At 70.9% G+C, this 24837-nt stretch carries 31 protein-coding genes; 12 read left to right on the top strand and 19 right to left on the bottom strand.

The genetic code is table 11. The features are described 5' to 3' along the window. Positions 1 to 7 precede the first annotated feature (7 nt). Positions 8 to 445: a GNAT family N-acetyltransferase gene (locus KYK13_RS02145; RefSeq protein WP_223641540.1), complete on the top strand. Its 438-nt coding sequence runs from the start codon at positions 8 to 10 to the stop codon at positions 443 to 445. Positions 446 to 459: 14 nt separating this feature from the next. Here KYK13_RS02145 and KYK13_RS02140 read toward each other — a convergent pair whose 3' ends face one another. Further along, positions 460 to 1671 (bottom strand): MFS transporter, encoded by a 1212-nt coding sequence (locus KYK13_RS02140; RefSeq protein ID WP_223641537.1) that lies wholly within the window; start codon positions 1669 to 1671, stop codon positions 460 to 462. A 137-nt stretch (positions 1672 to 1808) separates the two neighbouring features. Here KYK13_RS02140 and KYK13_RS02135 point away from each other — a divergent pair, with 137 nt between their 5' ends. Beyond that, entirely contained in the window at positions 1809 to 2264 is a 456-nt protein-coding gene (locus KYK13_RS02135; RefSeq protein ID WP_223641535.1) for an FKBP-type peptidyl-prolyl cis-trans isomerase, read from the top strand. 4 nt (positions 2265 to 2268) lie between these two features. Here the strand turns inward: KYK13_RS02135 and KYK13_RS02130 are convergent, their stop codons facing one another. Beyond that, positions 2269 to 2490, bottom strand: a complete 222-nt coding sequence (locus tag KYK13_RS02130) for a hypothetical protein (protein ID WP_223641533.1) — start codon at positions 2488 to 2490, stop codon at positions 2269 to 2271. A 92-nt stretch (positions 2491 to 2582) separates the two neighbouring features. On the opposite strand from KYK13_RS02130, the gene nudC reads away from it, so the two are divergent. Then, entirely contained in the window at positions 2583 to 3413 is an 831-nt protein-coding gene (gene nudC, locus KYK13_RS02125; protein WP_223641531.1) for an NAD(+) diphosphatase, read from the top strand. A 49-nt stretch (positions 3414 to 3462) separates the two neighbouring features. Next, positions 3463 to 4155 carry a radical SAM protein gene (locus KYK13_RS02120; RefSeq protein ID WP_223641529.1) on the top strand — a complete coding sequence of 231 codons (693 nt, stop codon included), beginning with the start codon at positions 3463 to 3465 and terminating at the stop codon, positions 4153 to 4155. 12 nt (positions 4156 to 4167) lie between these two features. Here the strand turns inward: KYK13_RS02120 and KYK13_RS02115 are convergent, their stop codons facing one another. Further along, complete coding sequence (locus KYK13_RS02115; RefSeq protein WP_223641527.1) at positions 4168 to 4608, bottom strand: hypothetical protein; 441 nt, start codon at positions 4606 to 4608, stop codon at positions 4168 to 4170. A gap of 32 nt (positions 4609 to 4640) precedes the next feature. Continuing rightward, the gene (locus KYK13_RS02110) at positions 4641 to 4922 is read right to left on the bottom strand and encodes a hypothetical protein (protein WP_223641525.1); all 282 of its coding nucleotides are present in this window, start codon (positions 4920 to 4922) and stop codon (positions 4641 to 4643) included. 91 nt (positions 4923 to 5013) lie between these two features. Here KYK13_RS02110 and KYK13_RS02105 point away from each other — a divergent pair, with 91 nt between their 5' ends. Further along, positions 5014 to 5316, top strand: coding sequence for a hypothetical protein (locus KYK13_RS02105; protein ID WP_223641523.1), 303 nt, complete (start codon positions 5014 to 5016; stop codon positions 5314 to 5316). Between the two features lie 9 nt (positions 5317 to 5325). Here KYK13_RS02105 and KYK13_RS02100 read toward each other — a convergent pair whose 3' ends face one another. From KYK13_RS02100 to KYK13_RS02090, 3 genes are all read right to left on the bottom strand, one after another. Next, complete coding sequence (locus tag KYK13_RS02100) at positions 5326 to 5727, bottom strand: hypothetical protein (RefSeq protein ID WP_223641521.1); 402 nt, start codon at positions 5725 to 5727, stop codon at positions 5326 to 5328. A gap of 189 nt (positions 5728 to 5916) precedes the next feature. Beyond that, the gene (locus KYK13_RS02095) at positions 5917 to 6156 is read right to left on the bottom strand and encodes a GIY-YIG nuclease family protein (protein ID WP_223646483.1); all 240 of its coding nucleotides are present in this window, start codon (positions 6154 to 6156) and stop codon (positions 5917 to 5919) included. Between the two features lie 69 nt (positions 6157 to 6225). Beyond that, on the bottom strand, positions 6226 to 6537 hold the full coding sequence (locus KYK13_RS02090) for a CBS domain-containing protein (protein WP_223646480.1): 312 nt from the start codon (positions 6535 to 6537) through the stop codon (positions 6226 to 6228). A gap of 152 nt (positions 6538 to 6689) precedes the next feature. Here KYK13_RS02090 and KYK13_RS02085 point away from each other — a divergent pair, with 152 nt between their 5' ends. The 4 genes from KYK13_RS02085 (at position 6690) to pdxA (ending at position 10980) form a co-directional block, all read left to right on the top strand. Then, the gene (locus KYK13_RS02085) at positions 6690 to 7709 is read left to right on the top strand and encodes an alpha/beta hydrolase (protein WP_223641519.1); all 1020 of its coding nucleotides are present in this window, start codon (positions 6690 to 6692) and stop codon (positions 7707 to 7709) included. 178 nt (positions 7710 to 7887) lie between these two features. Continuing rightward, positions 7888 to 8898: a peptidyl-prolyl cis-trans isomerase gene (locus KYK13_RS02080; protein ID WP_223641517.1), complete on the top strand. Its 1011-nt coding sequence runs from the start codon at positions 7888 to 7890 to the stop codon at positions 8896 to 8898. 61 nt (positions 8899 to 8959) lie between these two features. Next, positions 8960 to 9931, top strand: a complete 972-nt coding sequence (locus KYK13_RS02075; protein ID WP_223641515.1) for a peptidylprolyl isomerase — start codon at positions 8960 to 8962, stop codon at positions 9929 to 9931. Beyond that, complete coding sequence (pdxA, locus tag KYK13_RS02070) at positions 9928 to 10980, top strand: 4-hydroxythreonine-4-phosphate dehydrogenase PdxA (RefSeq protein WP_223641513.1); 1053 nt, start codon at positions 9928 to 9930, stop codon at positions 10978 to 10980. Before KYK13_RS02075 ends, pdxA begins: the two co-directional genes overlap by 4 nt. Here pdxA and KYK13_RS02065 read toward each other — a convergent pair. The 5 genes from KYK13_RS02065 to KYK13_RS02045 form a co-directional block, all read right to left on the bottom strand. Then, on the bottom strand, positions 10901 to 11221 hold the full coding sequence (locus KYK13_RS02065; RefSeq protein WP_223641511.1) for a hypothetical protein: 321 nt from the start codon (positions 11219 to 11221) through the stop codon (positions 10901 to 10903). The genes pdxA and KYK13_RS02065 overlap by 80 nt on opposite strands. An 8-nt stretch (positions 11222 to 11229) precedes the next feature. Then, positions 11230 to 11727: an SRPBCC domain-containing protein gene (locus KYK13_RS02060; RefSeq protein ID WP_223641508.1), complete on the bottom strand. Its 498-nt coding sequence runs from the start codon at positions 11725 to 11727 to the stop codon at positions 11230 to 11232. Further along, positions 11724 to 12077, bottom strand: a complete 354-nt coding sequence (locus KYK13_RS02055; RefSeq protein WP_223641505.1) for a helix-turn-helix transcriptional regulator — start codon at positions 12075 to 12077, stop codon at positions 11724 to 11726. The genes KYK13_RS02060 and KYK13_RS02055 overlap by 4 nt, the downstream gene beginning before the upstream one ends. A 77-nt stretch (positions 12078 to 12154) precedes the next feature. Next, positions 12155 to 13708: an AgmX/PglI C-terminal domain-containing protein gene (locus KYK13_RS02050; protein ID WP_223641502.1), complete on the bottom strand. Its 1554-nt coding sequence runs from the start codon at positions 13706 to 13708 to the stop codon at positions 12155 to 12157. 216 nt (positions 13709 to 13924) lie between these two features. Next, on the bottom strand, positions 13925 to 15010 hold the full coding sequence (locus tag KYK13_RS02045; RefSeq protein WP_223641499.1) for an aldo/keto reductase: 1086 nt from the start codon (positions 15008 to 15010) through the stop codon (positions 13925 to 13927). A 245-nt stretch (positions 15011 to 15255) separates the two neighbouring features. Between KYK13_RS02045 and KYK13_RS02040 the strand changes: the two genes are divergently transcribed. Beyond that, on the top strand, positions 15256 to 15915 hold the full coding sequence (locus KYK13_RS02040; protein ID WP_223641497.1) for a hypothetical protein: 660 nt from the start codon (positions 15256 to 15258) through the stop codon (positions 15913 to 15915). Further along, positions 15912 to 17051, top strand: a complete 1140-nt coding sequence (locus tag KYK13_RS02035) for an OprO/OprP family phosphate-selective porin (RefSeq protein ID WP_223641494.1) — start codon at positions 15912 to 15914, stop codon at positions 17049 to 17051. Before KYK13_RS02040 ends, KYK13_RS02035 begins: the two co-directional genes overlap by 4 nt. On the opposite strand, the gene KYK13_RS02030 is transcribed toward KYK13_RS02035, so the two are convergent. The 6 genes from KYK13_RS02030 to KYK13_RS02005 form a co-directional block, all read right to left on the bottom strand. Then, the gene (locus tag KYK13_RS02030) at positions 17052 to 17387 is read right to left on the bottom strand and encodes an HPF/RaiA family ribosome-associated protein (RefSeq protein ID WP_223641491.1); all 336 of its coding nucleotides are present in this window, start codon (positions 17385 to 17387) and stop codon (positions 17052 to 17054) included. Between the two features lie 158 nt (positions 17388 to 17545). After that, positions 17546 to 18982 carry a S41 family peptidase gene (locus tag KYK13_RS02025; protein ID WP_223641489.1) on the bottom strand — a complete coding sequence of 479 codons (1437 nt, stop codon included), beginning with the start codon at positions 18980 to 18982 and terminating at the stop codon, positions 17546 to 17548. A 63-nt stretch (positions 18983 to 19045) separates the two neighbouring features. Beyond that, positions 19046 to 19678, bottom strand: a complete 633-nt coding sequence (locus KYK13_RS02020) for a DUF1360 domain-containing protein (RefSeq protein WP_223641487.1) — start codon at positions 19676 to 19678, stop codon at positions 19046 to 19048. Between the two features lie 59 nt (positions 19679 to 19737). Further along, on the bottom strand, positions 19738 to 20781 hold the full coding sequence (locus tag KYK13_RS02015; RefSeq protein ID WP_223641485.1) for a zinc-dependent alcohol dehydrogenase family protein: 1044 nt from the start codon (positions 20779 to 20781) through the stop codon (positions 19738 to 19740). A 52-nt stretch (positions 20782 to 20833) separates the two neighbouring features. Continuing rightward, positions 20834 to 21676, bottom strand: a complete 843-nt coding sequence (locus KYK13_RS02010) for a GIN domain-containing protein (protein ID WP_223641483.1) — start codon at positions 21674 to 21676, stop codon at positions 20834 to 20836. A 33-nt stretch (positions 21677 to 21709) separates the two neighbouring features. Further along, positions 21710 to 23182 carry an LA_2272 family surface repeat-containing protein gene (locus tag KYK13_RS02005; RefSeq protein ID WP_223641481.1) on the bottom strand — a complete coding sequence of 491 codons (1473 nt, stop codon included), beginning with the start codon at positions 23180 to 23182 and terminating at the stop codon, positions 21710 to 21712. A gap of 258 nt (positions 23183 to 23440) precedes the next feature. On the opposite strand from KYK13_RS02005, the gene KYK13_RS02000 reads away from it, so the two are divergent. After that, complete coding sequence (locus tag KYK13_RS02000) at positions 23441 to 24265, top strand: aldo/keto reductase (RefSeq protein ID WP_223641479.1); 825 nt, start codon at positions 23441 to 23443, stop codon at positions 24263 to 24265. Here the strand turns inward: KYK13_RS02000 and KYK13_RS01995 are convergent. Further along, on the bottom strand, positions 24262 to 24756 hold the full coding sequence (locus tag KYK13_RS01995; protein ID WP_223641477.1) for a hypothetical protein: 495 nt from the start codon (positions 24754 to 24756) through the stop codon (positions 24262 to 24264). The genes KYK13_RS02000 and KYK13_RS01995 overlap by 4 nt on opposite strands. Between the last annotated feature and the right edge of the window lie 81 nt (positions 24757 to 24837).

Raw genomic sequence — 24837 nt, 5'->3', positions numbered from 1 at the left:
GCGCGCCATGACCGACCTCCGCTTCGAGTTCATCGACCCTCGCCATCCGCTCTACGAGGGCGAGCTGGAGCTGCGCTTCCGCGTGCTGCGCGAGCCCCTGGGCCATGCCCGCAAGGACGTGAAGTTCCCCTTCGAGAACGAAAGCCTGCACCTGGTGGCCCACGCGGACGGCGACGTGCGAGGCTGCGTGCTCTTCAATCCGGAGGACTCGCGCGGCGGCCGGCTCTTCCAGATGGCGGTGCAGCCGTCCCTGCAGGGCAAGGGCCTGGGCGCGAAGCTGGTGCGCGCGCTGGAGGACGAGCTGCGCAAGCGCGGGTTCCGCCACGTGCACCTGCACGCGCGGGCCCCCGTCGTCCCCTTCTACGAGCGGCTGGGCTACGCGGTGTACGGCGAGCCCTTCGAAGAGGTGGGCATCGCCCACCGGCACATGCAGCGCGACCTCTGAAGCCCAGGTGAAGCTCAGGCCGCGGGGGCGTGGGTCACCGGCAGGCGTCGCGCGCCCCAGAGCACCGCCACCAGCGCGGTGAGCGACATGACCGCGCCCACGGCGCACACGCCCGGCCAGCCCGCGCGCGTCCACGCCGTCATGCCCGCCCACGCGCCCGCGGCGCCGCCCACGAAGTACGTCACCATGTAGAGGGTGTTGAGCCGGCTGCGGGCATCGGGCCGCAGCGAGTACACCCGCGCCTGGTTGGCGATCTGATTCGCCTGCGCGCCCAGGTCCAGCAGCACCACGCCCAGCGCGATGCCCCACAGCGATTGCCCCAGGAGCCACAGCACGACGAAGGACGCCAGCAGCACGGCGATGGCCAGCGCGTTGATGCGCCGCCCGGCCCCCCTGTCGGCGAAGCGGCCCACCAGCGGCGCGATGACCGCGCCCGCCACGCCCACCACGCCGAAGAGGCCCGCCACCTGCGCGTCGTAGTGCCCGGGCAGTGAGCGCAGGTAGAGCGCCAGCGTGGCCCAGAAGGCGCTGAACGCGCCGAAGGTCAGCCCGCCCAGCACCGCGTGCAGCCGCAACACCGGCTCCGTGCGGACCAGGTGGATGAGCGACCGCATCAACTGCGGATAGGGCATGGAGGCCACCGGCGGCTGCGCCGGCAGCGTGAAGCGGAGCACGACGCCCGTCACCACCATCAGGCCCGCGGCCGCGAAGAACATGGTGCGCCAGCCCAGGTGCGTGCCCACGAAGCCCGCCGCCGTGCGCGACAGCAGGATGCCGATGAGCAGCCCGCTCATCACCATGCCCACCACGCGCCCGCGCTCCGACGGCGCCGCCAGCTGCGCCGCGAACGGGATGATCATCTGGGGCACCACCGTGGTGACGCCAATGGCGAAGCTCGCCGCCACCATCACCCGCAGGCTGGGGGCGAGCCCCGCCGCCACCAGCGCCACGCCCACGCAGCCGCACAGCAGGAGGATGACCTTGCGGCGCTCCAGGCTGTCCCCCAGCGGCACCAGGAACAGCATGCCCACCGCGTAGCCCACCTGCGTCAGCGTGGGCACCAGCCCCAGTGCGCTCCCGTCCGCACCCAGCGTCCGGCCGATGTCTCCCAGCAGGGGCTGGTTGTAATAGAGGTTCGCGACGGTGACGGCCGCGGCCACCGCCATCAGCCAGACGAGCGAGGGACGGAGCGAAGCGGAAGGCGCGGATTCAGAAGGCGTCTGCATGGCGGGCGGCGCAACGGATAAGCCCCGCGCGGACGCGCTTCAAGCACGACGTGCGCGTGCAGCCTCCGCTCAAGCGGGCAGGCTGTGGGTGCGGGCCCCCCTTCCCCACAGGGCTCGCGCGCGGCAGGCTGCGGGCCATGCTTCGTTCCCTTCTGCTGTGCGCGGTGCTGGCCCTGGCTGGCTGTGGTGACTCCTCCTCCGGTGACCCCGCGAAGGTGACCTACGCCGAGTCCCTGGGCGTGAACCTGTCCGCGATGAACAAGAGTGACTCCGGGCTCTACACGCAGGACCTCGTCGTGGGCACCGGCAAGGAGGCTGTCAGTGGCAGCTATGTGCTCGTCCACTACACGGGCTGGCTGCCGGATGGCTCCATGTTCGACAGCAGCCGCTCGCGCAGCCAACCCTTCGACTTCGTGGTGGGCCGGGGTCAGGTCATCAAGGGTTGGGACGAGGGGCTCGTCGGCATGCGCGTGGGCGGCAAGCGCAAGCTCGTCATCCCTTCGGACCTGGGCTACGGCTCGCGCGGCTCCCCGCCCGTCATCCCCAGCGACGCCGTGCTCGTCTTCGACGTGGAGCTGATGAACGTCTACTGAGGCTTCAGACGCCGGGCGTTCCGCCGGACACGGGCGGCGGAGGCGAGCGCTTCTTCGGAATCGTGGAGCGCCCCTTCGGCCCCTTCAGCGCCACGCCCAGCAGCATGGTCAGGGGCATCATCATGCCCAGCCCCTGCGTGAGGTCCTTCGGCGGATGGAGCACCACGCCCAGCACCATTCCGGCGAAGAGCAGGCCGCACACGATGCGGAGGATGAGGGCGTTCAAGGTCGAAGGCTCCCAAGGCGGGCAGTGCCCGGTGGCGGGCGGCCGGAGCATAGCGCGCGGCGCCCCGCCGCGCCGTCCGTTAAGGTGGCCCCGTGAGCCTCCTCCAACGCTTCCAGCCCGGATACGACCCGCCCGCTCGCTCGCGCGACTCCGCGCTCCTGTTCGCCGCGCGCGGCATGGACCTGCTCGTGTCGGAACGCGATGGCCGCCTCGAGCTGCCCCGCGGCTCGGTCCTTCCCCAGACCGCGTCCGGCGCCCACTTCCTGGGCGTGCTGGACGAAATCGACTGCTACGCCGCGCCCGTGCCCGGGGACTTCGCGCCGCCGGACGGGATGAAGTTCGTGCCCGCCCGCTCGCTCTACAAGCAGGTGGATGAGGCGACGTTCGCCGTGGCCGGACGCGCGCTCTCCATCGCCGAGTGGGACCTGAACCACCGATTCTGCGGCAAGTGCGGCACGGCCACGCATCTGGTGCCCGGGGAACGCGCGCGCCGCTGCCCGGTGGACCACACTCCGTTCTACCCGCGCATCTCTCCGGCGGTCATCGTCCTCATCACCCGGGGTGATGAGATGCTGCTCGCGCGCAACGCGTCCTTCCCGGAGCCCTTCTTCAGCACCGTGGCCGGCTTCGTGGATCCCGGCGAGTCGCTGGAGGAGACCGTGCGGCGCGAGGTGAAGGAGGAGGTGGGCGTGGAGCTGAAGGACGTCATCTACTTCGGCAGCCAGCCGTGGCCGTTCGGCCGCTCGCTGATGGTGGGCTTCATGGCCGAGTACGCGGGCGGCGACATCGCCGTGGACGGCAAGGAGATCGCCGAGGCGCGCTGGTTCGGCGTGGATGACCTGCCGCGCATCCCGCCCCGCCTGAGCATCGCGCGCCACCTCATCGATACCTTCATCGACCGGGTGAAGGCCCGCCGGACTTGACCCCGTCCCCCCAAGGGTGCGCTTGATGCACCCCTTCGCACCGCACGCCATGCCTGCCGCACGCCCGCACATCGAGCCCCGCCGCGTCCCCACCGCTGACTCCGTCGTGGTGAAGGAACTCTATCTCTCCCTCCAGGGCGAATCGTCCCACGCCGGCATGCTGTGCGGCTTCATCCGCCTCACCGGCTGCCACCTGCGGTGCTCGTACTGCGACAGTGAGTTCGCCTTCCACGGCGGCAGCCGCATGAAGAACGCGGAGGTCGTCCAGAAGGTGCTCGCCTGGAACACGCCCACCGTGGAGGTGACGGGCGGCGAGCCCCTGCTCCAGCCCGGCGTGTATCCGCTGATGGAGTCACTGCTGGACGCGGGCCTCAAGGTGCTCCTGGAGACGAGCGGCGCCATCGACGTGCGGCTCGTGCCCCCGGCCGTCCACAAGATCGTGGACATGAAGACGCCGTCCTCCGGCGAGTGCGACCGCAACGACTACCGCAACCTCACGTCCATGAACGCCAATGACGAGCTGAAGATCGTCATCGGCTCGCGCGAGGACTACGAGTGGTCACGCGCGCTCGTGCGCGAGCACCACCTGGGGCAGAAGCCGTACGGCGTCCTGTTCTCCACCATCTTCGACAAGCTCCACCCGCGCGAGCTGGCGGAGTGGATCATCGAGGACCGGCTGCCGGTGCGCTTCCAGCTCCAGATGCACAAGTACCTCTGGGACCCCAACGCGCGCGGCGTGTAATGCGCACGGCCTTCAGCGGCCGTGGCGCCCCAGCGCCATGAACGCGCCCAGCACCAGGAGGTGCCCCAGGAGGCTCAGCGCGGACAGGACGCGCAGCACGATGGCGAAGCCCTGGTCCCCCAGCTCCGTGTGGCGCCGTATCTTCCAGGTGGAGATGACGGTGCCCGCCACCGCCGCGGCGAACGTCCACGTCAGCAGCAGCGGCGGCGCGATCTGTCTCGACACCGACAAGAGAGGCACCACCGGCGCGCAGAGGAGGCCCAGGAGGTTGGCCCCCAGCGCCAGCCGCACCGCGGGCGACGGGCGCGTGTCCCGCTGGTGGCGCTCCGCGCAGGGCGCGCAGTACGCCATCTCCCAGACCACCTCCGTGCACGCGCCGCACACGTAGCCGCCGCAGCGTGCACAGAGGGCCACCGCCACCACGTCTGGATGCCGGCCACAGTGGGCAGCCATGGGGCTGGGGGCGGCTCCGTTCATGCCCCGGATTAGAAGCCGGGGGGCGGCGTGCGGGCCACCGCCGCCGCGATGCCGTGCGCGCCCATGCCCAGGAACACCGCCGCCAGCACGGTGCTGGCCACGAAGCCCGCGACGATGAGGTTCTTGCGCGGGTGCTCGAACTGGCTGAACGCGTACACCAGCATGTAGCAGGGGATGAGCAGCACCATCACCCCGGTGCCCACACTGCGGCGGAAGGCGTGCGTCAGCAGGAGGGCCGCGCACACGAGCGAGACGACCCCGAACAGGATGGCGAGTGGCAGGAGCGGCACACCCGCCCCCTTAGCACGCCTTCGCCCCTTTCGCGGCGGGCGTGCTCATACTAAGGACGGCCCGCCGCCCACCCTCCAAGGAGGTCCCGCCATGGCCATGCTCAAGACGTTCCTCATCTTCATCCTGGCCGGCACGCTGCTGGGCACCTTCGTCGCGTCGCTGACCGCTCCCTCCTACATCGAGTGGAACAACAGCACGCCGCTCGCCACGCAGACCATGTGCAACCTGCCGGAGGTGGTGCGCAACGTGACGTCCTCACTGATGCACTCGCAGCTGCTGGGCGCGGGCATTGGCGCGGGCGTGGGGCTGGTGGCCGCCATCATCTTCGCCGTGCGCGCCCGGAGCCGCGCGAAGCGCCCGGGCGCGACGCCGCCCGCGGCCACCGCCACCTGATGCCCGGCGCTACTGCTTCGGCAGGATGAAGAGCGGCGGCGACTGGCCCAGCAGCACGCCGCCGTTGCGGTCCTCCACCTCCACGTAGAGGTAGATGGGCTGGTGCGGATCATCCAGCGGCTTCGGCGCCGTCCAGGTGGGCGTGGCGATGTTGGGGTCGCTGAAGACGCCGCCCGCGTTCGTGGGGTTCTGGGTCCAGCGGTAGTAGATTTCGTCGTTGTCCGCGTCCGTCACCTCCAATTGGAGCTGGATGACGGTGCCCTCCTCGAACTGGAGACCGCCCGGCGTGGACGGGGAGCCCAGCGGGCGCGGTCCGGCGATGATGACGGGCTGGTGGTTGGGCTGGCCGCACCCCGCGCCTCCCAGACCCAATGCAAGCAAGACGAACATGAACGAGCGAGAACGCGACATGAAACTCCCCCTGCTAGGAACGGCTACACCCTAATTCGGCACCCGGCGTCCCGTACACCCGCCCGGCGGCCCCGGCCGTTTCATCAGCAGGCGATGAAACACTGACGTGCCCCGCGCCAACTGTCGCGCCGCGCGCATCCCGCGCCCCTGAAATGGAGCCACCTCGCAAACAAGCCGGCGGGACGTGCGTCAACGCCTGCTCGGACGCAGCGAGAACAGCCTCAGCTTGTCCGCGCGCGTGAGCCGCTTGATGGCGGCCTCGCGGCGCAGGGCGGCGCTCCGGTCCGGGGCAGGCTCGCTCCACACCAGCGTCACCGGCAGCCGGGCCCGCGTGTACGCGGCGCCCTTGCCCCGGCCGTGCGTGGCCAGGCGGCGCTCCAGGTTGTTGGTGGCCCCCGTGTAGAGCGTGCCGTCCCGGCAGCGCAGCATGTACACGGTCCAGGCGGTGGCAGGGGCTTCCGGCACGGCGCCCCCACTCTACCGCCAGGACCACGCCCTTCAGGAAGGCTTCTGCCAACTCCCTGGCTTGCCGTGCAGGCGCGCCAGCCGCCGCGTCCGCGTGCGGACCGCGTGCGTCTTGCGAACGCGCGCCATCACGTCCGACACCTGCGCCAGCGGATCCGTCCGCCACCCCGCCAGGACCTGCGTCTCGTGCACCACGCCCACCAGACTGCCCCCTGCCCCCACCACCCCCACCACCTGCACGTGATACCGCTCCATCACCTTCAGGGCTCCCAGCAGTGTGTCTGTGGGAAAAACTGTGGCGATGAAGGACGACAAAACTTCCCTGAAAGCCCGGCCCTGCACCATTTCCACGACCTCCCCGCGATGGACCCACATCCCCTGCAACTGTCCTGCCGTTCGGGAGAGGTTCACGTGCGACACTCCGGCAACGGCCATGTGTCGGGCGTAGACTGAGAAGCGTGACAGCACGACAGGCCACAGCACCCCGGTTGAGCCGGATGGCGGACCTCTTCACCAAGGCGGTGGAGCGGAGCAAGGAGGGGTTGCTCACCCTCACCTTCAAGCCGGACGAGCTGTACCGGGTGCCCACGGACGACGGGGCGGCCATCGCGCTGGGGCGCTACCACCCTCGGGGCGAGCGCCGGTTCGCGGAGCCCGTCCTCCTGTGCCATGGGCTGGGAGCCAACCGCTTCCACATGGACTTCAACGAGCAGTACAGCCTGGCGCGCTACCTGGCGCGGGCGGGGTTCGAGACCTGGGTCATCGAGCTGCGCGGCCGGGGGCTCGCCGGGGCCTGCTCGGACTGGAACTTCGACGACCAGGCCGAGCACGACGTGAGAACGGCCTTGCGCACGGTGATGTCCACCGGTGCCCAGCAGGTGCTCTGGGTGGGCCACTCCAAGGGCGGCCTGATGCTCTACGCCCACCTGGCCAGGAACCCCCAGGCGCCCGTGAGGGCGGCCGTGTCCCTGGGCGCCCCCTTCACCTTCGCGGTGCAGCCGGGCCTGCGGCAGTTCGTGCAGCGGATGGAGCCCCTGCTCAAGCTCAAGGTCATCCCCACCCGGCGCGTCACCAGCATCGCCTTCTTCGGGGCGCCGCCGGGGCCGCTCACGCGGTACATGATGCTGGCGGACAACATGGATCCGCAGGTGGTGCGCTGGGCGCTCGCCAACGTGCCCGCGGATGTGTCCGGGGGCGTGGGGCGGCAGTTCGCCCGGTGGATCATCACCAGCCAGTTCACCAACCATGACGGCAGCTTCGACTACCGCGAGCCGCTCGCCGGGGTGAAGGTGCCCTTCCTGCTCATCGCCGGCAGCCGGGACCTGCTCGCGCCGCCCATGGCGGTGGCCCGGGCCAAGGACCACCTGGGCGGCCCGGTGAAGATGCTGGTCGCGGGCCGGGGCCACGGCTTCGCGGCGGACTACGGCCACGCGGACCTCATCCTGGGCCGCAAGGCGCCGGATGAAATCTTCCCCCAGGTGGAGGCCTTCCTGTCCACCCACGCCACGCCCGTCTGACCGGAGCCCGGCACGCGCCGGAGCGCCGGTTGTCCGGGCCCTCACGGCGTGCTACCCGGAAGGCCGCTATGGGCCCATCCGTTCGCTTCCCACCCCGGCCGTGACGTCCCGCTTGAAAGCCCGGCGGCCCGGCATCACCGTGGCAGGTCCCCTGTCCCCTCCCTTGAGGCCTCCGCGCATGCGCCCCGCCCTCTTCCGCGCCTCCCCGATGTCATGGTCCGTCATCGCCACCCTGGGCATCGCCCTGGGTGTGCTGGGGCTGACGGGCTGCCGGCCGCAGACCCAGGAGGGGCCGGACCCCACGGTCGTGGCCAGCGTGAACGGCGAGTCGCTCAGCCGGGCGGATTTCGAACAGGAGCTGGCGCGGGAGCTGGCCACCACGGAGGGCCCGGAGCCCACGCCCGAGGAGGTGGAGCCCTTCAAGCGGGCGCTCGTGGACACGTTGGTGAAGCGGATGCTGCTCCTCCAGGCCGCGAAGCAGAACAACATCGCCGTGACGCCCGAAGAGGTGGACCGGGGCGTGCTGCGGCTGTCGGGCGACTACCCGGCGGGCAACTTCAACGAGGTGCTCGCCCAGGGGCAGCTGTCCATGGCGGAGCTGCGCGCGCGGGAGGCGAGCCGGCTCACCATCGAGAAGCTCTTCACCCACCACGTCTATTCGCGCGTGGCGGTGACGGAGGAGGAGCTGCGCGCGTACTACGCGGCGCACGAGGCGGACTTCCAGGAGCCGGAGGAGGTCCACGCGGCGCAGATGGTGGTGAAGGGGCTGGACGAGGCGCGCAAGCTCCAGGTGCAGCTCAAGGCGGGCAAGAAGTTCTCCGACCTCGCCCGGCGCTACTCGCTCAGCGCGGACGCCAAGGTGGGAGGCGACCTGGGCTTCTTCCCCCGAGGACAGATGCCGCCAGCCTTCGACGAGGTGGTATTCAAGCTGGGGGTGGGGCAGGTTTCGGACGTGGTGTCCACGGAGTACGGCTACCACCTGTTCAAGGTGCTGGAGCGCAGGTCGGCGAGGAAGCGGGAGCTGGCGGAGGTTCGCGCGAAGGTGGAGGCACGCCTGCTGGAGGCCAAGCGGGCGGAGGCGCAGGAGGCGTTCGAGAAGGAGCTGCGCGACAAGGCCCAGGTGGTGGTGAACGAGGCCACGCTGCAGACCATCCGCGGGCGGCCGGCGCCGCAGGCGGCGGCGAAGTGAAGGACTTTTCCGGGAGCTGGTGGGTTGGGCTTCCGGCGTTTGGAGCAAGAGGGTCGTTGCGATGAAGAACCTGGTGGCGTTCCTGGCGGCGGTGATGCTCTTCACGGGGGCGACGTCCGCCCGCGCGGAGCTGGTGGACAAGGTGGCGGCGGTGGTGAACCGCGACATCATCCCGCTGTCGGAGGTGCAGCAGCGCGCCGCGCCGGAGCTCCAGCGGGTCAACTCCGAGATCGATCCGCACAAGCGCGCCGAGGCCCGCGCGCAGCTGATGAAGAGCGCGCTGGACACGCTCATCGGCGAGAAGCTGATGGAGGCGGAGGTCCAGCAGCTGGGCATCACCACCAGCGAGGCGGAGGTGGATGAGCTGGTGCAGGACGTGCTCAAGCAGAACAACGTCAGCGACATGAGCCAGTTCGAGCAGCTGCTCAAGAACGAGGGCTTCACGCTCGCCAGCTACAAGGACATGCTCCGCAAGCGCGTGGTGCGCGACAAGCTGCTGCGCATGAAGGTGGGCCCCAAGGTGAAGGTCACCGAGGAGGACCTCAAGGCCGCGTACACGCAGTACTCGCGCCTGGAGAACGAGGACGTGGAGGTGCACGCCCGCCACATCCTGGTGCAGGTGGACGCCAAGGCCACGCCGGAGCAGGTGGCCGCCGCGAAGCAGAAGGCGGAGAACATCGCGCAGGAGGCCCGCCGGCCGGGCATGGACTTCGCGGCCCTGGCGCGCGCCCGCAGCGAGGGCCCCAGCGCGTCGGACGGCGGAGACCTGGGCTACTTCAAGCGCGGCGTGATGGTGCCCGCCTTCGAGAAGGCCGCCTTCAACCTCAAGGAGGGCGAGGTCAGCGAGCCCATCCGCACCAACTTCGGCTGGCACGTCCTGAAGGTGGAGGAGCGCCGCAACGTGGCGGTGGCCTCCTTCGAGGAGATGAAGCCCAAGCTGGAGGCCAAGCTCCTCAACGAGAAGACGGAGAAGTTCCTGGACCAGTACGTCCAGGAGCTGCGCTCGAAGGCCAACGTCGAAGTGAAGATGTGAGCCCGCGTCCCGTGGCCACCGCGGACGCGCGGCCCCGCGTGGGCATCTCGCTGGGGGACGTGTCGGGCATCGGGCCGGAGGTGACGGCCCGGGCGCTCTCCAAGCCCGCGGTGCGCCGCGCGCTGGTGCCGGTGGTGTTCGGCGACGGGCCCACGCTGGAGGGCTTCCCCCTCTTCCGCCGCTTCCCTCGGGTCGCCCTGGAGGACCTGGGCCGCACGGAGGGGCCAGCGGTGGTGGAGGTGACGCACCTTCCGGCGAAGCACCGCGTGCCGGGCAAGCCCACGCGCGAGGGCGGCAAGGCGCAGTACGCGTACGTGCGCGCCGCCATCGACGCGATGCGCGCGGGGACGGTGGACGCGCTGTGCACCGCGCCCGTGTCCAAGGAAGAGATTTCGCGCGCCGGCATTCCTTTCATGGGCCACACGGAGGTGCTGGCGGACGCGTTCGGCGTGGACGTGTTGATGATGATGGACGGGCCTCGCGTGAGGATCGCGCTGGCGACGAACCACGTCCCCCTCTCCGAGCTGCCCCGGCTGCTCACGGTGGAGAAGCTGGTGGCGCAGTTGCAACTGCTGTCGCGCAGCCTGCGGCCGGTGGTGGGCCGCGGGCCGCGCATCGCCGTGCTGGGGCTCAACCCGCATGCGGGCGAGGGCGGGATGCTCGGGCGCGAGGAGGTGGAGGTGATTGGCCCCGCCATCCGCCTCGCCCGGGCGAAGCGGGTGGACGCGCACGGGCCCATCCCCGCGGACGGACTGTTCGCCCGGCCGGATGAGGTGGGCGCGAGGTACGACGTGGTGCTGGCCATGTACCACGACCAGGGGCTCATCCCGGCCAAGGCGCTGGACTTCGAGCGCACGGTGAACGTGACGCTGGGCCTGCCGGTGCCGCGCACGTCACCGGATCACGGCACCGCCTATGCGATTGCCGGCACGGGGACCGCGAGCTGCGTGCCCATGATGGAAGCGCTGCTCAAGGCGGCCCGGCTTTCGTCGGGAGCCGGGCGGACAGGTGCCTCGCGAGGTCCTCGCCGTCCTCCTTCGGGTCGATGAGCTTCGCGTGCGTGCCCCGCGCCGTCGCGTCGGGGACGATGAGCACGGTGACCCTCCCCGTGGGGCAGTGACCCAGGCAGGACGCGGGGATGAGCTGCGTCTTGTCCGCCAGGCCGTGGGCCTTGAGGGCTTCGCGCACGCGGCGCGGCAGGTCCACCCCGCCTGCATCCACCGGCAGCCGCATCAGGCAACGGTGACACAGGTGCAACTCGATGGGGTCTTCTTCCTCCCTCGCGGCCATGCCGCAATCTAGCGCTGGAAGCGCTTGTCGAGCTTGGTGAGCTGGCTCTGCATTCCCATGGACGCCCGCTTCGTCCACTCCTCGCTGTGCATGGCGTCGGAGGTCACGGTCATCCGCACGGTGCCGCCGTTCGCCTGGAGCTCCACCACCGTGGCGACGCTGTACGGCGTGACGCCGGGGATGAAGTCCACCGCGTGCCGATACGAAAGCCGCCGCTTCGGCGTCAGCTCCGTGTACGTGAGGCTGCTCGGGCTGGAGAGGGGCATGCCTGCCTGCTTCATGAAGGCGATCTGCTCCGGCGCGGTGGCGATCATGTCGTAGCGCAGCAGTCCCTCCGGGCGCGCGTCCAGCTCGTGCACCTTCACGGAGAAGCCCTCGGGGCCCCACCAGGACTCGAAGCCGTCCTTCGTCGTCCACAGCTCCCAGACTTCGTCGAGCGTCGCGGGATAGGTGCGCTCGAAGGTGACGGTGCTGCGCTTCTGCGGCTCGGTCGTGGTCGTCGTCATGGGGGTTCCTCTCCGCTCTTGGGGGTGTTGTCCGCGCGTGCCTTGCGTCTTCGCTCCAGCGCCTGGCCGAACCGGTCGAGCCGGGCCTCCCACAGGCCGCGATACCCGGTGACCCAGGCATCCAGCTCCTGAAAGGGCTCCGGGCGAAGCGAGTACAGCCGCTTCGTGCCCTCGGGGCGGACCTGGACGAAGCCCGCCTCCTGGAGGATGCCCAGATGCCGGGAGACCCCCGACTGCTGGATGTCCACCCGGGCCACCAGGTCGTTCACCGACAGCTCGCCGCCCTTCAGCGCCTCCACGATGCGGCGGCGCGTGGGGTCGGCCAGGGTCTGGAAGACGTCGACATTCATGGATATGTATATACATATCAATGAATACTTCACCTGTCCAGTGCCCTTCGCGTGGGCCTGGCGGGTGAGGGGGCGGGCTAGAAGACGAAGGGGAAGTGCACGGGGGCGCTCATCGCGACGCGGTGCACCGGGAACTTCCAGCCGCGCACCTGGTCCTCGATGCAGCCGGCGAGCGGGGAGCCCTTGAGGGCTTCGGTCTCCATGGCGACGTCGGACACCGCGCCGGTGGTGTCCACGGACCAGCGCACCTGGAAGCGGCCGCCGTTCTCCAGCGCGGTGCCTGCCTTGAAGTTCTGGACGCAGGTGGCGATGGCGGGCTGGTTCGTGACGACGACGTTGGTGATGTCGCCGGGCGTGAGGTGATCGCGCTCGGAGGTCGGAGCAGGCGGGATGTAGACGGTCTTCTCCGGCGGGGTCTGCTTCGCGGCGGTGGCCTTCGCGTCGTCGGTGAAGCCCAGCTCGCGGGCGAAGTCCTCGTCGAGCTCGGATTCGGGCTCTTCGTCCTCTTCCGGTTCAGCGGCGGCGGCCTGAGCGGCGCGGGCCAGCTCCTCCTGGGAGATCTCGCCACCGAAGGCCAGCTCGCGGACCTCGCCCGGGTCCTCGGGCGCTTCGGGCGCGGACCCGGGCTGGGCCACGGGGGCGTTCTTCTTCGTCACCGGCGCGGGCCGCGGGGACTCGGTGGGCTCCGGGGCCAGCGTGTGCAGGCCGGTGGTCAGGCCCGCGCTCGCGGGGCCCGCGAGGACGGGCGTGTTCGGCGCGAGGGCCTGCGCGGCGCGCTGCGCGTCCGTCAGCGCGGGCGTGTTCACGCCGCCCGCGATGGCCTGCGGGAGGTTCTGCGCGGGCTGCTCCTGGGTGCCCGGCAACGCGCCCGGGAGCCCCTGGACGCCCGGAGCAGCGGTCCCCGCGGCCAGGGTGCCCGGCTGGGCGCCCGCGAAGCCCTGCGTGCCTGGAGTGCCCGCCTGCGTGCCCACGGGGGCAGCCAGCGCCTGCGCTTGCGGCGTGGGCCGCGCCTCATCCTTCGCCGTGAGCCGCAGGCCCGCGACGACGAAGAGGCCCGCGGCGAGCGCGCCCATCGCCACGGCGCTGACGAAGGACATGGGGCTCAGGCCGAGGATGCGCGTGGACGCGTCGGCGATGGCAGGCGGCGGAGGCTCGGGTGCCACGGGGGCGTACGGCATGTACGGCGTCCACGGCTGCGGCGCGTAGGCCTCGGCCGGAGAGCCGGGCGCGGCCCAGACGGGCGCCCGCGGCGCGGCGTCCCACGTCGTCACGGCGCCGCAGAAGGACGCCAGAGCGGTGCTGGACGGGGACGCGTCCGCGCGCAGCCACTCCGGGATGATGAAGTTCGCGGCCTCTTCGGACAGCGTGAGCGCGGGCTCCCTGTTGTCGTTGGAGGACGGCGGCAGCGACTGCAACCAGGACTCCTCCGTGGACGCCAGGTCGAGCAGCGTGCGCAGCGGGCCCGTCGCGAACGACTCCGGCACGAGCTCCGCTTCTTCGGACGTCTCGAAGGAGAGCGCGCGCTCCAGGCACGCATCCAGCTCCGCGTCGAAGGCCTCGGGGTCACGGGAGAAGTCCGAACCGCCCACCTGCGCCCGCGAAGACACATCGCCAGTCAGTAGCTCGCTCACGCCACCCTCCCCGCCGCCCATACCGCGCCAGACCGCCCGATCAGCCGCTCACTGCCAGGGGGCCGATGTTAGGAACGACCCCCGTTCGCGCCACCGCGAGCGTCCTGTCGTGAACGCTCCAGCGGTCATTTGCCCACGCCCGAGGCCCGAAACGTGCGGCCTCGCACTCCACACTGTGCGCCGGTGTGCCGACAGCGCCTGTGTTGACACAGCTGATCAGTACCGCGGGGCACCCGCCTTGGGCGTCAGGGGGCTGGGCGCTCCGAGGACTCCGTTCACGCGCAGGCCCGCGTGCATGAAGGACGGCGCGCCCTGGAGGATGGCCGCCGGGAAGTTGAGCGTGGGCTGGGATTCATCATCCAGCGCCTTCACCTGCTGCGGAGTGAGCTTCACGTCCAGCGCGCCCAGGTTGTTGTCCAGCTGCTCCAGCGTGCGCGCGCCCACGATGGTGGAGGCCACGCCCGGCCGGCCCTGCACCCAGGCCAGCGCCACGCGCGCCACCGTGGTGTTCTGCTCCTTCGCCACGCGCTGGAGCACGTCGATGAGGCGGTAGGTCTTCTCGTTGAGCGAGCCTTCCGCCCGCGCGCCCCGGTCCGCCTTCAGCTTGCCCGCGTTCTCCCGCGTGTACTTGCCGCTCAGCACCCCGCTGCGCAGCGGCGACCACGGCGTCACGCCCAGCCCCAGCTCCCGCGCCATCGGGATGAGCTCGCCCTCCACCGTGCGCTCCAGCAGCGAGTACTCGATCTGCAACGCCACCAGCGGCGCCCAGCCCCGGAAGAAGGCCGTCACCTGCGCCTGCGACACCTTCCACGCGGGCGTGTCGGAGAAGCCCACGTAGCGGACCTTGCCGGCGCGCACCAGGTCGTCCAGCGCCCGCATCGTCTCCTCGATGGGCGTGTTCGCGTCCCAGGCGTGCATCCAGTACAGGTCGATGTAGTCCGTCTGGAGCCGGCGCAGCGATTCATTGCACGCCGCCATCACCGACTTGCGGCCCGCGCCACCGCCGTTCGGATCCTTCTCATACAGGTTGGTGAAGAACTTGGTCGCGATGACCACCCGGTCCCGCTTCGCCGGGTGCCGTCCGATGTGGTCCCCGATGATCTTCTCCGAGTGCCCGAACGTGTACGCGTTCGCCGTGTCGATGAAGTTGCCCCCTCGCTCAATGAAGCGGTCCAGGATGGCGTTGGACGTCTCCACGCTGCTGCCCCAGCCCAGGTCCTCGCCGAACGTCATGGCGCCCAGGCAGAAGGGGCTGACGCGCAGGCCAGAGCGGCCCAGGGTGACGTAGTGGTCGAGCGACATGAATGGAGTTCCCCCGCGAATGGAAATGGCACGGCCGTCAAAGGCGCGCGGAGCCAATCCCAGACGCCTCCACCGCGCCAATCCTTGCATCCCCGGACGTCCAACGTCAGACAGGCCTCCGCGCGCATCCGACCACCGCCGGACATCGGCGAGGCTCCGTCCCGCCGGGGCGTCTCCAGCCACCCTCCCTGAAGGGCCGGGTCAATGTCCGGCACCGGATTCCCCCACCTGCCCTCCTGGGATAGGTGGCGGACCTGCCCCCGGCGCCCGCGAACGGCCCGGGCCTGGGTGGCCTGGTGCGGCTGTCGGACGGCACGCTGGTGGTGGTGCGCTTCGGTGGCGGCACCGCGGGCGACGTCGTCTACGTCAAGCCGGATGGCACGTCCGCCGTCATCCCCAAGCTGCCCGCGGTGCGCCGCCGCATCGGCATCACCGTCACCCAGGACGGGCAGCTCTACGACGGCTACTTCGTGCGCAACAACAACGTGAACGTGGGCAGCGTGGCCCGCCTCACGCTGGAGGGCAGCGAGGAGGAGGTGGTGGGCGCGCTCCAGAAGCCCGTGGGCGTGCTCGCGGTGGACGACACGCTCTTCATCAGCGACCAGCTGGCGGGCAAGGTGTATCGCGCGCCGCTGTCCGCACCGTCGCAGCTGGTGGCCTTCGCCACGTTGAACAGCCCGGACCTGTTGGCCGTGGGGCCCAACAACACGCTGCTCACCGGCAGCCGCGACGGCACCGTGCTGAGCATCCGCCAGACGGGCGAGGTCAGCGTGCTGGCCGGCGGCTTCCAGCAGCCGCATGGCCTGGCCTACGACGCGAAGAACAAGCGCCTCTTCATCGCCGACCATGACGGCACCCCGGAAGACGGCACGAACCACACCCTGCGCATCATCCCGCTCGAATGATCCGTCCGCTTCCCGTCCTCGCCCTGACCCTGCTCGCCTCGGCAACCGCCCAGGCGCAAGAGAACTACCCGCGCTTCACCCCCACCTTCGTGAGCGAGGTGGACTACCGCGTCCACGCCGACGACATCGAAGGACACAACGGCTTCAGCCTGGCGCGCCTGCGTCTGGGCGGCCGGGGCCAACCCGTGCCCTGGCTGGTGGCCGTGGGCACGGCGGAGTGGGCGCAGGAGAAGCCCGCGCTCCTGGACGCGTACGTGGACTTCCTCGTCATCGAGGGGCTGCGCTTCTCCATTGGCTACGCGAAGACGCCGCTGTTCCCCGCCGCGCGCGACCAGAGCATCGAGACGCTGCCCATCCCGGAGCTGCCGCGGGTGACGCAGGCGTTCTGGCCCCGCCGAGACCTGGGCGCGGAGGTGCAGTGGACGCCCGCATCGCTGCCCGTAGAAGGCTGGCTGCGCGTGGGCAACGGCTCCGGCAGCCCGCTGGGCAACGACAACGCCCAGCCCTCCGTGGACGCGCGCCTGGACGTGCGCTCCGGCGGCGTCCGCGTGGGCGCGGGCGCGCACGTGGAGGACGCCTTCGACCGGCCCGGCATCGGCGGGCGCGGGGCGCAGAACTTCCTCTTCTACCGGCCGCCTCCGGTGTCCGGCTACCGCACCGTGACGGAGGCGCACGGGCGGCTGGACGCGGGGCCGGTGCGCGTAGACGTGCAGGCCGCCGCCGCGTGGGAGCACCGCTCGCGCGACACGGACGGCAACCCGGCCACGCCGCGCGAGGCCCTGCCCACGATGAGCAGCCAGGGCCTGGGCGTGGAGGCGTCCTGGGTGCTCCGCGGCAAGCCGCGCGAAGGAGCGCGGTGGCCCGAGCCGCTCGCGGGCGTGGGCTCGGAGGGCATCCCCGCCGGCTCACTGGAAGTGGCCGCGCGCGTGGAGCGGCTGTGGCTGGGCCGCGGCGCGCCGGACGTGGTGCACGGAGGCACCACAGGCGGCGCGGTGGCGTTCCACGGGTGGGCCACGCGCTTCCTCGGCTTCGGCGTCGCGGGCTACGTGAACCACTACGACACACCGCCCGTGGAGATGCCCACGCGCGACTGGTCGTACTTGGCGCTCCTGCGCACCACGGTCAGCCTGCAGTGACTAGCGGTGGTACGCGTGCTGACGGTCCGCGTGGTGCTGGAGCTGGCGCCGCGCGGCCTCGAACGCGTCGGTGACGGCCTGGTAGGCATCCGCGTGGGCCGCGAGCTCCACCGGCTCGCGGTCCGCGACGATGTCCCTGCCCGGCACATGCAGCTCCACACGGACATGGAAGCGGTGGCCTTGCGCGTGGTGGCGGTGCGGCTCCTCCACCACCACGTTGCAGCCGGTGATGCCGTCGTAGAACTGCTCCAGCTTGTCCGCCTGGTCGCGGATGTGCTCGTTGAGGGTGTTGCTCGTCTCCATGCCCCGGTAGGTGATTCGCAGTGCGCGCTTCATCGTCCGCCTCGGGTGGGGCTCCGGTGTGCTGGAGCCGGTGTGGATTCAAGGCATTGCATGGGTCCTGCCAACCTCCGGGACCCACTGAGACACCTATAACGGCCCCGTGTTGACGGGGCATGACGGGACACGCGCCCGGGTGCGTGGGGCACGTTGACTCACGGCAGCTTGCGCAAGCGAGGCAGCAGCTCCGCTACCGGCCGCTCCATGTCCTCCGCGTCCAGGTACACCTGCACGGCGTGTCCCACGCCCTCCACGGGCGCGTCGAAGTAGTTGCGCTTGTTGGGCACCACCCAGGCGAAGCCCGTGCGCGGCAGGACGAAGCTGGGGGCGTTGCCGTAGGTGAGGAAGCCCGACGTCCGCTCGCCCACCATCGGTGCTCCCGTGGCGCGGTGCAGGGCGTATGCGCCGCTCTCTCCCGAGGACGCGGAGTCCCGGTCCACCAGCACCACGATGCGCCCCGTGAAGGGCGTCTTCGCGTGGCCCTCCACGCGGCCGCTGTCGAACACGGGCCGCGAGGGCTCCGGCTTCACCGGCCACTTCGGTTGAATGGCTTCACGCTCCGCCTTCGCCTCCGGCGTGTCCAGCCACCCATCCATGGCCTGCCGCTGCACGCGGGTGTTCCATTGGAAGCACGGGAAGAAGGCGCCGTGCATCCAGACCTCGCCGGAGGAGAACCACGGCCCGCGCACCATCGCGTCCAGCCATTCGTACACGTAGCCGTCGTCGCCGCCGCTGTTGCCCCGGAGGTCGAACACCAGCAGCTTGTGCTTGCGGTGCCTCGGCGCGTCCGAGACGAACTGGCGCAGCCCCGCCTCGGCCTCCGGTGGGCCGGAGAAGCGGCGAATGGTGATGATGCCCACGTCGCCCTTCGGCTCGTATGTATAGGTGTCCTTCGGCTCGAACTTCCGGGGCGCAAGCCCGGGGCGCACCGTGAGCGGCACCGACGTGGCGCCGCACTGGAGCGTCCGCGTCTCCCCTCCGCCGCGCGCGGACACGGTGAGCCGCTGGCCCCGGGAGCCATCCGGCTTCAACACCGGCGCCACCCGCAGCGTGTCCGCCTGGGCACCGTCCACGGTGTTCGCGTCGCAGGACGCCAGGGGAAGCCCCGGAGGCGCGTCGGCCTGGTACTCGTGGAAGACGAGCCGTGGCTCCTCGCGCAGCACGTTCAGCATGCCGGACGGGCCGAAGTGGCTGTCCGTCAGCGCCTCGCGGATGGCGATGGTGGGCGCGAGCACGCCCTCCTGGAAGGACACGGTGGGCCCGGACGCGGCGACCTTCGCGCTCCAGTGCTGGAAGAAGGCATCGGGGTCGAAGGTGCGGTGCGCGAGCAGCTCCGGCCAGCCGGAGTACGTGGTGCGCAGGAGCTGGTGCAGGAAGCGCACGTCCTCCGCCAGCGCGGCGCTGTCCACGCGCGCATCGGGCGCGGGCTTCGGGCGGCGGAAGGCCTCGCGCAGCAAGGGGCTCTCCGGGTCGTAGCAGTACGCGGCGCCGGTGAGCTGCCGGTCGAGGTAGGGCCCTCGCGCGGCGGAAGCATCGGGGAGGGAGGGAGCCGCCGCCGTCAGCAGGGCGCCCACGAGCAGGGGAAGGGGCATGCCCCTCTCTACGACAGGGCCCGCGCGGTCATTGCCTGATGCGAGGCCTGGACGCGAGTGCCTTCAACTCGGAGACGGGATGGGGGCGCGGCCGGGCTCCACGACCTGCGGCCCACGCCCCGGAAGCTGCACGTTCGCGTCGGCGTCGGCGTCCTTCTTCTGCTGCTTGCCCAGGATGCGCGCCTGCGCCCGGGCGCGGTGCAGCCCTTCGCCCACCCATTCGTAGGCCCGGTGCAGGAAGAAGGACGCCGCGCTGACCGCGAAGAGGGTGGCCACGAAGCGCGTCTCGCGCGGGCGCACCGTCGACGCCATCATGAAGCCCGACGCCACCCACGGCGTCAGGCAGAACGGGCAGTCCAGCAGCTCGCCCAGTGCGCGCCGGGGACCTTCGCCTCGCGCGGTCTCCACCACCTCGCCCGCGGTGCTGCCGGATTCGTAGCGTGTGAAGGGGGCCCGGAGCACGCCGAAGACCCGGTCCATGGCCACCAGCCGGCTCACCGTGTGCGTCGCCACGCCGAACAGCGCCAGGTCCTTCCAGCCCATGCGCTCCGGCAGCCGCCTCCCCGAGGCATTCATCCATCCCAGGAAGCCGAGCAGCGACGTGCTGAACGTCCCGATGAGCGCGGCGTACGAGCCCAGCGGATGGTGTTCCGAGTCGTAGCCAGCGAACAGCCTCGTATCCTCGAGCGCTTTCATGGGGTGCACAGCCTCCGTGCAGCGAAGACTGTGCATTCCCCCCCACTCCAAGCATCCGGTCAGCCAGGCGCGCGGGCACTCGCTCCGGCGCGGCCCTCCCCCGCCGCCGTCATGTCCAGGACCGCGGCGCCTCGCACGCGGCCTTCGCGCAGGGCCTGGAGCGCCTCGTTCGCGGCGGACAGGGGAAACACCCGCACCTCCGTGCGCACGGGCACCCGCGGCGCCAGCGCCAGGAAGTCCACCGCGTCCTGGCGCGTGAGGTTCGCCACCGAGCGCACCACCCGCTCCTCCCACAAGAGCGAGTACGGGAAGGAAGGGATGTCACTCATGTGGATGCCGCCGCACACCACCACGCCGCCCTTGTCCACGGCCCTGAGCGCGGCGGGAACCAACGCGCCCACGGGGGCGAAGAGGATGGCCGCGTCCAGGGGCTCCGGCGGCAGCGTGTCCGAGCCCCCCGCCCACTCCGCGCCCAGCTCCCGTGCGAAGGCCTGCCCCTTCGCGTCGCCCTCGCGCGTGAAGGCATACACGCGGCGCTCCTGATTCCGGGCCACCTGGATGAGGATGTGCGCGGCGGCGCCAAAGCCATACAGCCCCAGCCGCGCTCCTCCGCCCGCCATGCGCAGGCTGCGAAAGCCGATGAGCCCCGCGCACATCAGCGGCGCGGCCTCCGTGTCGCTGTACGCAGCAGGCAGCGGGAAGCAGAAGCGCGCATCCGCGACGGCGTACTCCGCGAAGCCGCCGTCGATGTCGTAGCCGGTGAAGCGCGCCGTGTCGCAGAGGTTCTCCCGGCCGGAGCGGCAGAAGCGGCACCTCCCGCAGCTCCAGCCCAGCCACGGCACGCCCACCCGCGTTCCGGGGGCGAGGCCCTCCACGCGCGCGCCCGCGTCCACCACCGTGGCCACGACTTCGTGGCCCGGCACCAGCGGCAGCTTCGGGCGCGGCAGCTCCCCATCCACCACGTGCAGGTCGGTGCGGCACACCGCGCAGGCGTGCACCTTCAGCAACACCTGTTCCGGCCCGGGCTCCGGGATGGGGCGCTCCTCCTGTCGCAGGCGCTGTCCGGGTGCGTGGAGCACCATCGCCCGCATGGTCCCTGCCATGGCCTGCCTGCCTCCCCACCCGCGCCGTTCACGGGTGTCGAGGACAAGCTAGTCAGTGCCAGATGACCCGGCCGCTGCCGCCAGCTCGCACCTGGGTCGACAGCGCATGGCCGTACAGGTCCACGTTCCCCGACGAGTCGAGCGTGATGGCGGCCCCACCCCCGTCCACGTACGCGGCGACGTGCCCCGAGCTCGCCGACAGGATGTTCGCGTCCACGGCCTGGAGCCCCTGGGCATCGATGCCGCCGCTGCCAACCAGCCAGGCATCGAGCCGGTTGGTGACTCCCGTCAGCGTCGTGAAGCCCGCGCCATCCGTCCGGGTGCGCACCTGCTTCGAGGCCCCTGTCCACCTCAGGCTCCCGGCACCGGTCTGAGACAGGTCCACCCACTCGGCCAGGCCCTCGCCGGCCGCGCACAGGTCCATGCTCCCGGAGCCCTTGAGCTTCGCCTCCAGGGTGCGCACCCCGCCGCAGAACCTCAGCGAGCCGGAGCCGATGGCCAACAGCTTCACGTGCTCCCTCACCCGCTCGAATCCCTCCACGCGCAGGGAGCCGGAGCCGTCCTGCGTCGCGCCCAGCAAGCGCGGCACGTGGACCTCCACCCGGGCCGGGCCCCGGGGCGCGAACGAACCGTCCGTCTCGATGACGAGCGTGTTGCCCGGAGACACGAAGGTGCGCACGCGGTGCTGGAGGTTCTCATCCAGCATGACCTTCACGTCCGGCACCTCACCCTCGCGGACCACCACCTCCAGCGAGCCCCGGTTCTCCACGGTGGTGAAGTTGGTGGCCACGCGCGAGTCGATGACCGTGTTGCCGTCGCCCTGCATCTCGTCGGTGTAGTAGCAGCTGGACATCAGTCCCGTCGCGAGTGCAATCCCTCCCAGACACTTCCACATGTTTCCCTCCCGGATTTCCAGCCGGATACCGCGTCAGATCTGCACGCCCAGCAGGACGCCCGGCCACACACGCACGGTGGTGCGCCCCCCGTCGGAGACGCTGCGCCACTCAGGCCCGATACCCAATTCCTCCCAACGATCCCCGTTGTCCCAGGTCACGAGTGTGTTGCCGGTGACACCGCCGATGAGCGCGAACCGCTTCGCCACCTGCCAGCCCGCCACCAGCCGCAACTGTCCCAGCACATTCAAGCCATCGCCATCACGAAAGAGATTGTCTTTGTGCACTCCACTGCCAATGACATCCAGGTCGAAGAACAATGACCCCGTGGGGATGTGCGCGCCGAAACCAATGCCTCCCACGTAACGGCGACGGTGTGTTTCAGTGCCGGGGTTGAAGCCCAACGTCAGCAGCGTGTGGAAGTGCCGGCCACCGAACTTCACCGCCGCGTTGGTGTACGCGATGTCGCTGGCCCACAGTTGCAGGTTCGCCTGGCCATTGCCGATGAAGCTCAGCAGGCCCACGGCCTCGCCCTGGGACTCGCGCGCCACGTTGATCAACCCCAGCTGGAGGCCGTCCACCTTCCCCGCGATGTTGACCAGCCCCACCTGCGCGCCGGACACCTCCCCGCCCACGTTGAGGAGCGACAGCTGCGCGCCGTCCATCCGGCCCGCGTAGTTGAGGCCCGTGGAGGCCTGGAGCCCCGACATCGACGGGGCGATGTTCGCGCCCACCGCGAGCTGCGCGCCCTTGAGCGGCGCGGTCGTGATGTTCGCGCCCACCGTGAACTGGCCTCCCACGCCGCCCGCGCCCGCGATGTTCGCGCCCACGGAGAACTGGCCGCCGGACAGCTCGCCGCCCGCGATGTTGCCGCCCACGGAGAACTGGCCGCCGGACAGCTCGCCGCCCGCGATGTTGCCGCCCACGGAGAACTGGCCGGCCGCCGCCGCGCCCTTCGCCACGTTGAGGCCCACCGAGGCCTGGAGGCCCTCCAGCTCACCCGTGACGACGTTGCCTCCCACGGCGAACTGCGCGCCGGACGCGGCGCCCCGCACCACGTTGATCCCGAGCGCGAGCTGCGCGCCGGACAGCTCCTCGCCCACCCAGTTCGCGCCCAGGGACATGGCCGCGCCCTCCACCCGCTTCGCATGCGTCCCGAGCGCCCCCAGCGCGAACGTGGTCACCAGCCGCTCCGTGGCCGTGCCCGCGGTGCTCACGTGCGGCAGGGCCATCAGCACCACCGGGACGTGGATCTCCTCGGCGTCCGAGCGCTGCCGCGCCACCGGGGCGTCCGTGGTCCGCGCGGGCTCACCGCCCGTCGCGGCCTCCACGAGGGGCGCGGGCGACAGCGCCTGGACCGGAACCGCGATGACCGTGGCGGGCGGATCCTCGACGGGCGCGGGCCGTGGATCCTCGGCAACGGCCCCTCCGGTCCGCTCCTCGGCCCCGGCCGCTCCCGCCACCACCGCGACCATCACCCCGACACACACCGCGACCTTGCGCTTCATCGCCTGGACCTTCCTCAAAGGGACTCGAGCAGGGCGGAATCGCCCCTCGCGGCGAGGGGAACACCGGTGCCATCCCGAACTGTCACCTGCCCGCCTTCCCCCTCACGAAGCACGGTGCCCGGCGTCCCCGGCCGCTACGCTTCCCCCATGCGCCCGTCCCGTCCCCGATCCCGCCGCGAGGTCCTGCTGGCGGGCGTTGGCGCCGCGCTCGCGCCGTCCCTCTCCGCTCTCGCCCAATCCCCAACCCCCGGTCCCCGCATGCTCACCCGTCCCATTCCCAGCTCCGGCGAAGCCCTGCCCGTCATCGGCATGGGCACCTGGCAGACCTTCGACGTCGGCGGCGCCGCGAGCGAGCGCGCCCCGCTGGCCGAGGTCCTCCAGAAGTTCTTCGCCTCGGGCGCGCGCCTCATCGACTCCTCGCCCATGTACGGCCGCTCCGAGGCCGTCGTGGGTGACCTCTTGGAGCAGTCCGGTCAGGAGAAGACGCCGTTCCTCGCCACCAAGGTCTGGACGCGCGGCAAGGCGGAGGGCGCGGCGCAGCTCCAGGCCTCGCTCCAGAAGATGGGCCACGGCCGCATGGACCTGATGCAGGTGCACAACCTGCTGGACGTGGACGTGCACCTGCCGGTGCTGCGCGAGCTGAAGGCCGCGAAGAGGATCCGCTACGTGGGCGTCACCCACTACCTGCGCAGCGCCTTCGACGACCTGGAGAAGCACCTCCAGGGCAGCAAGCTGGACTTCGTGCAGCTGCCCTATTCACTCTCCATGCGCGACGCCGAGAAGCGCCTGCTGCCCGCCGCGCGGGAGCACGGCGTCGCCGTGCTGGTGATGGAGCCCTTCGACAAGGGCAACCTCTTCCGCAAGATGAAGGGCCGCCCGCTGCCGGACTGGGCCTCGGAGTTCGACTGCACCAGCTGGGCCCAGTTCTTCCTCAAGTTCATCCTGGGCCACCCCGCCGTGAACTGCCCCATCCCCGCCACGTCCGACCCCGCCCACCTGGAGGACAACGTCAAGGCGGGCTTCGGACGGCTGCCCGATGAGAAGCTGCGCGCGCGGATGGTGAAGTTCTTCGAGTCGAACTAGAGGTCCGGAGACGGCGAGTAGCTCAGCTCGCCGCTCAGCTCCAGCACCAGCCCGGTGCCGGGCTCGCCGGCCTCGTCGTCGCGCCCCACCTCCAGCACGCCCTCCTCCGCGTCCCACTGGCCCAGGTAGTACTCACCGCCGGCCGCCATGCACGCGCGCCCCTCCGACACCACCGTCTCCACCACTTCCTTCCTGTCGCTGGTGAGCCGGTAGAGCGTCCACTCCTTGCCGTCCTCGCGGAAGCCCTTCACCAGGTCCGCCAGCTCCTCGTCGCGAGGCGCGCCTCCCGCCTTCTCCTCGCGCGTCCACTGGCGCGGCTCCTTCGCCGGCTGCGTCTTCTGCCACGCCCGCGCCAGCTCCAGCAGCTTCTGCTGGGCCGCGTCCTGGAGCGCGTGCATCGCGTCCGGCAGTTCGATCTCCTCCAGCGCCAGCAGCGCCGTCTCCAGCTGCAGCGCCTTCAGGCTCCACTCGTTCCACGCGGTCTTCAGCATCCGTGTCGCTCCCGGGCCGGCGGCCTCGTTCCCAGGGAAGAAACAAGCGAGCGGTCCCGGCACGCCCCCTATCACACGCCC

Origin of the sequence: Corallococcus sp. EGB, from assembly GCF_019968905.1 — a bacterium.
Taxonomy (GTDB): domain Bacteria; phylum Myxococcota; class Myxococcia; order Myxococcales; family Myxococcaceae; genus Corallococcus.
Note: the sequence above shows the minus strand (reverse complement) of the source record. Positions and strands in the feature narration are given on the sequence as shown.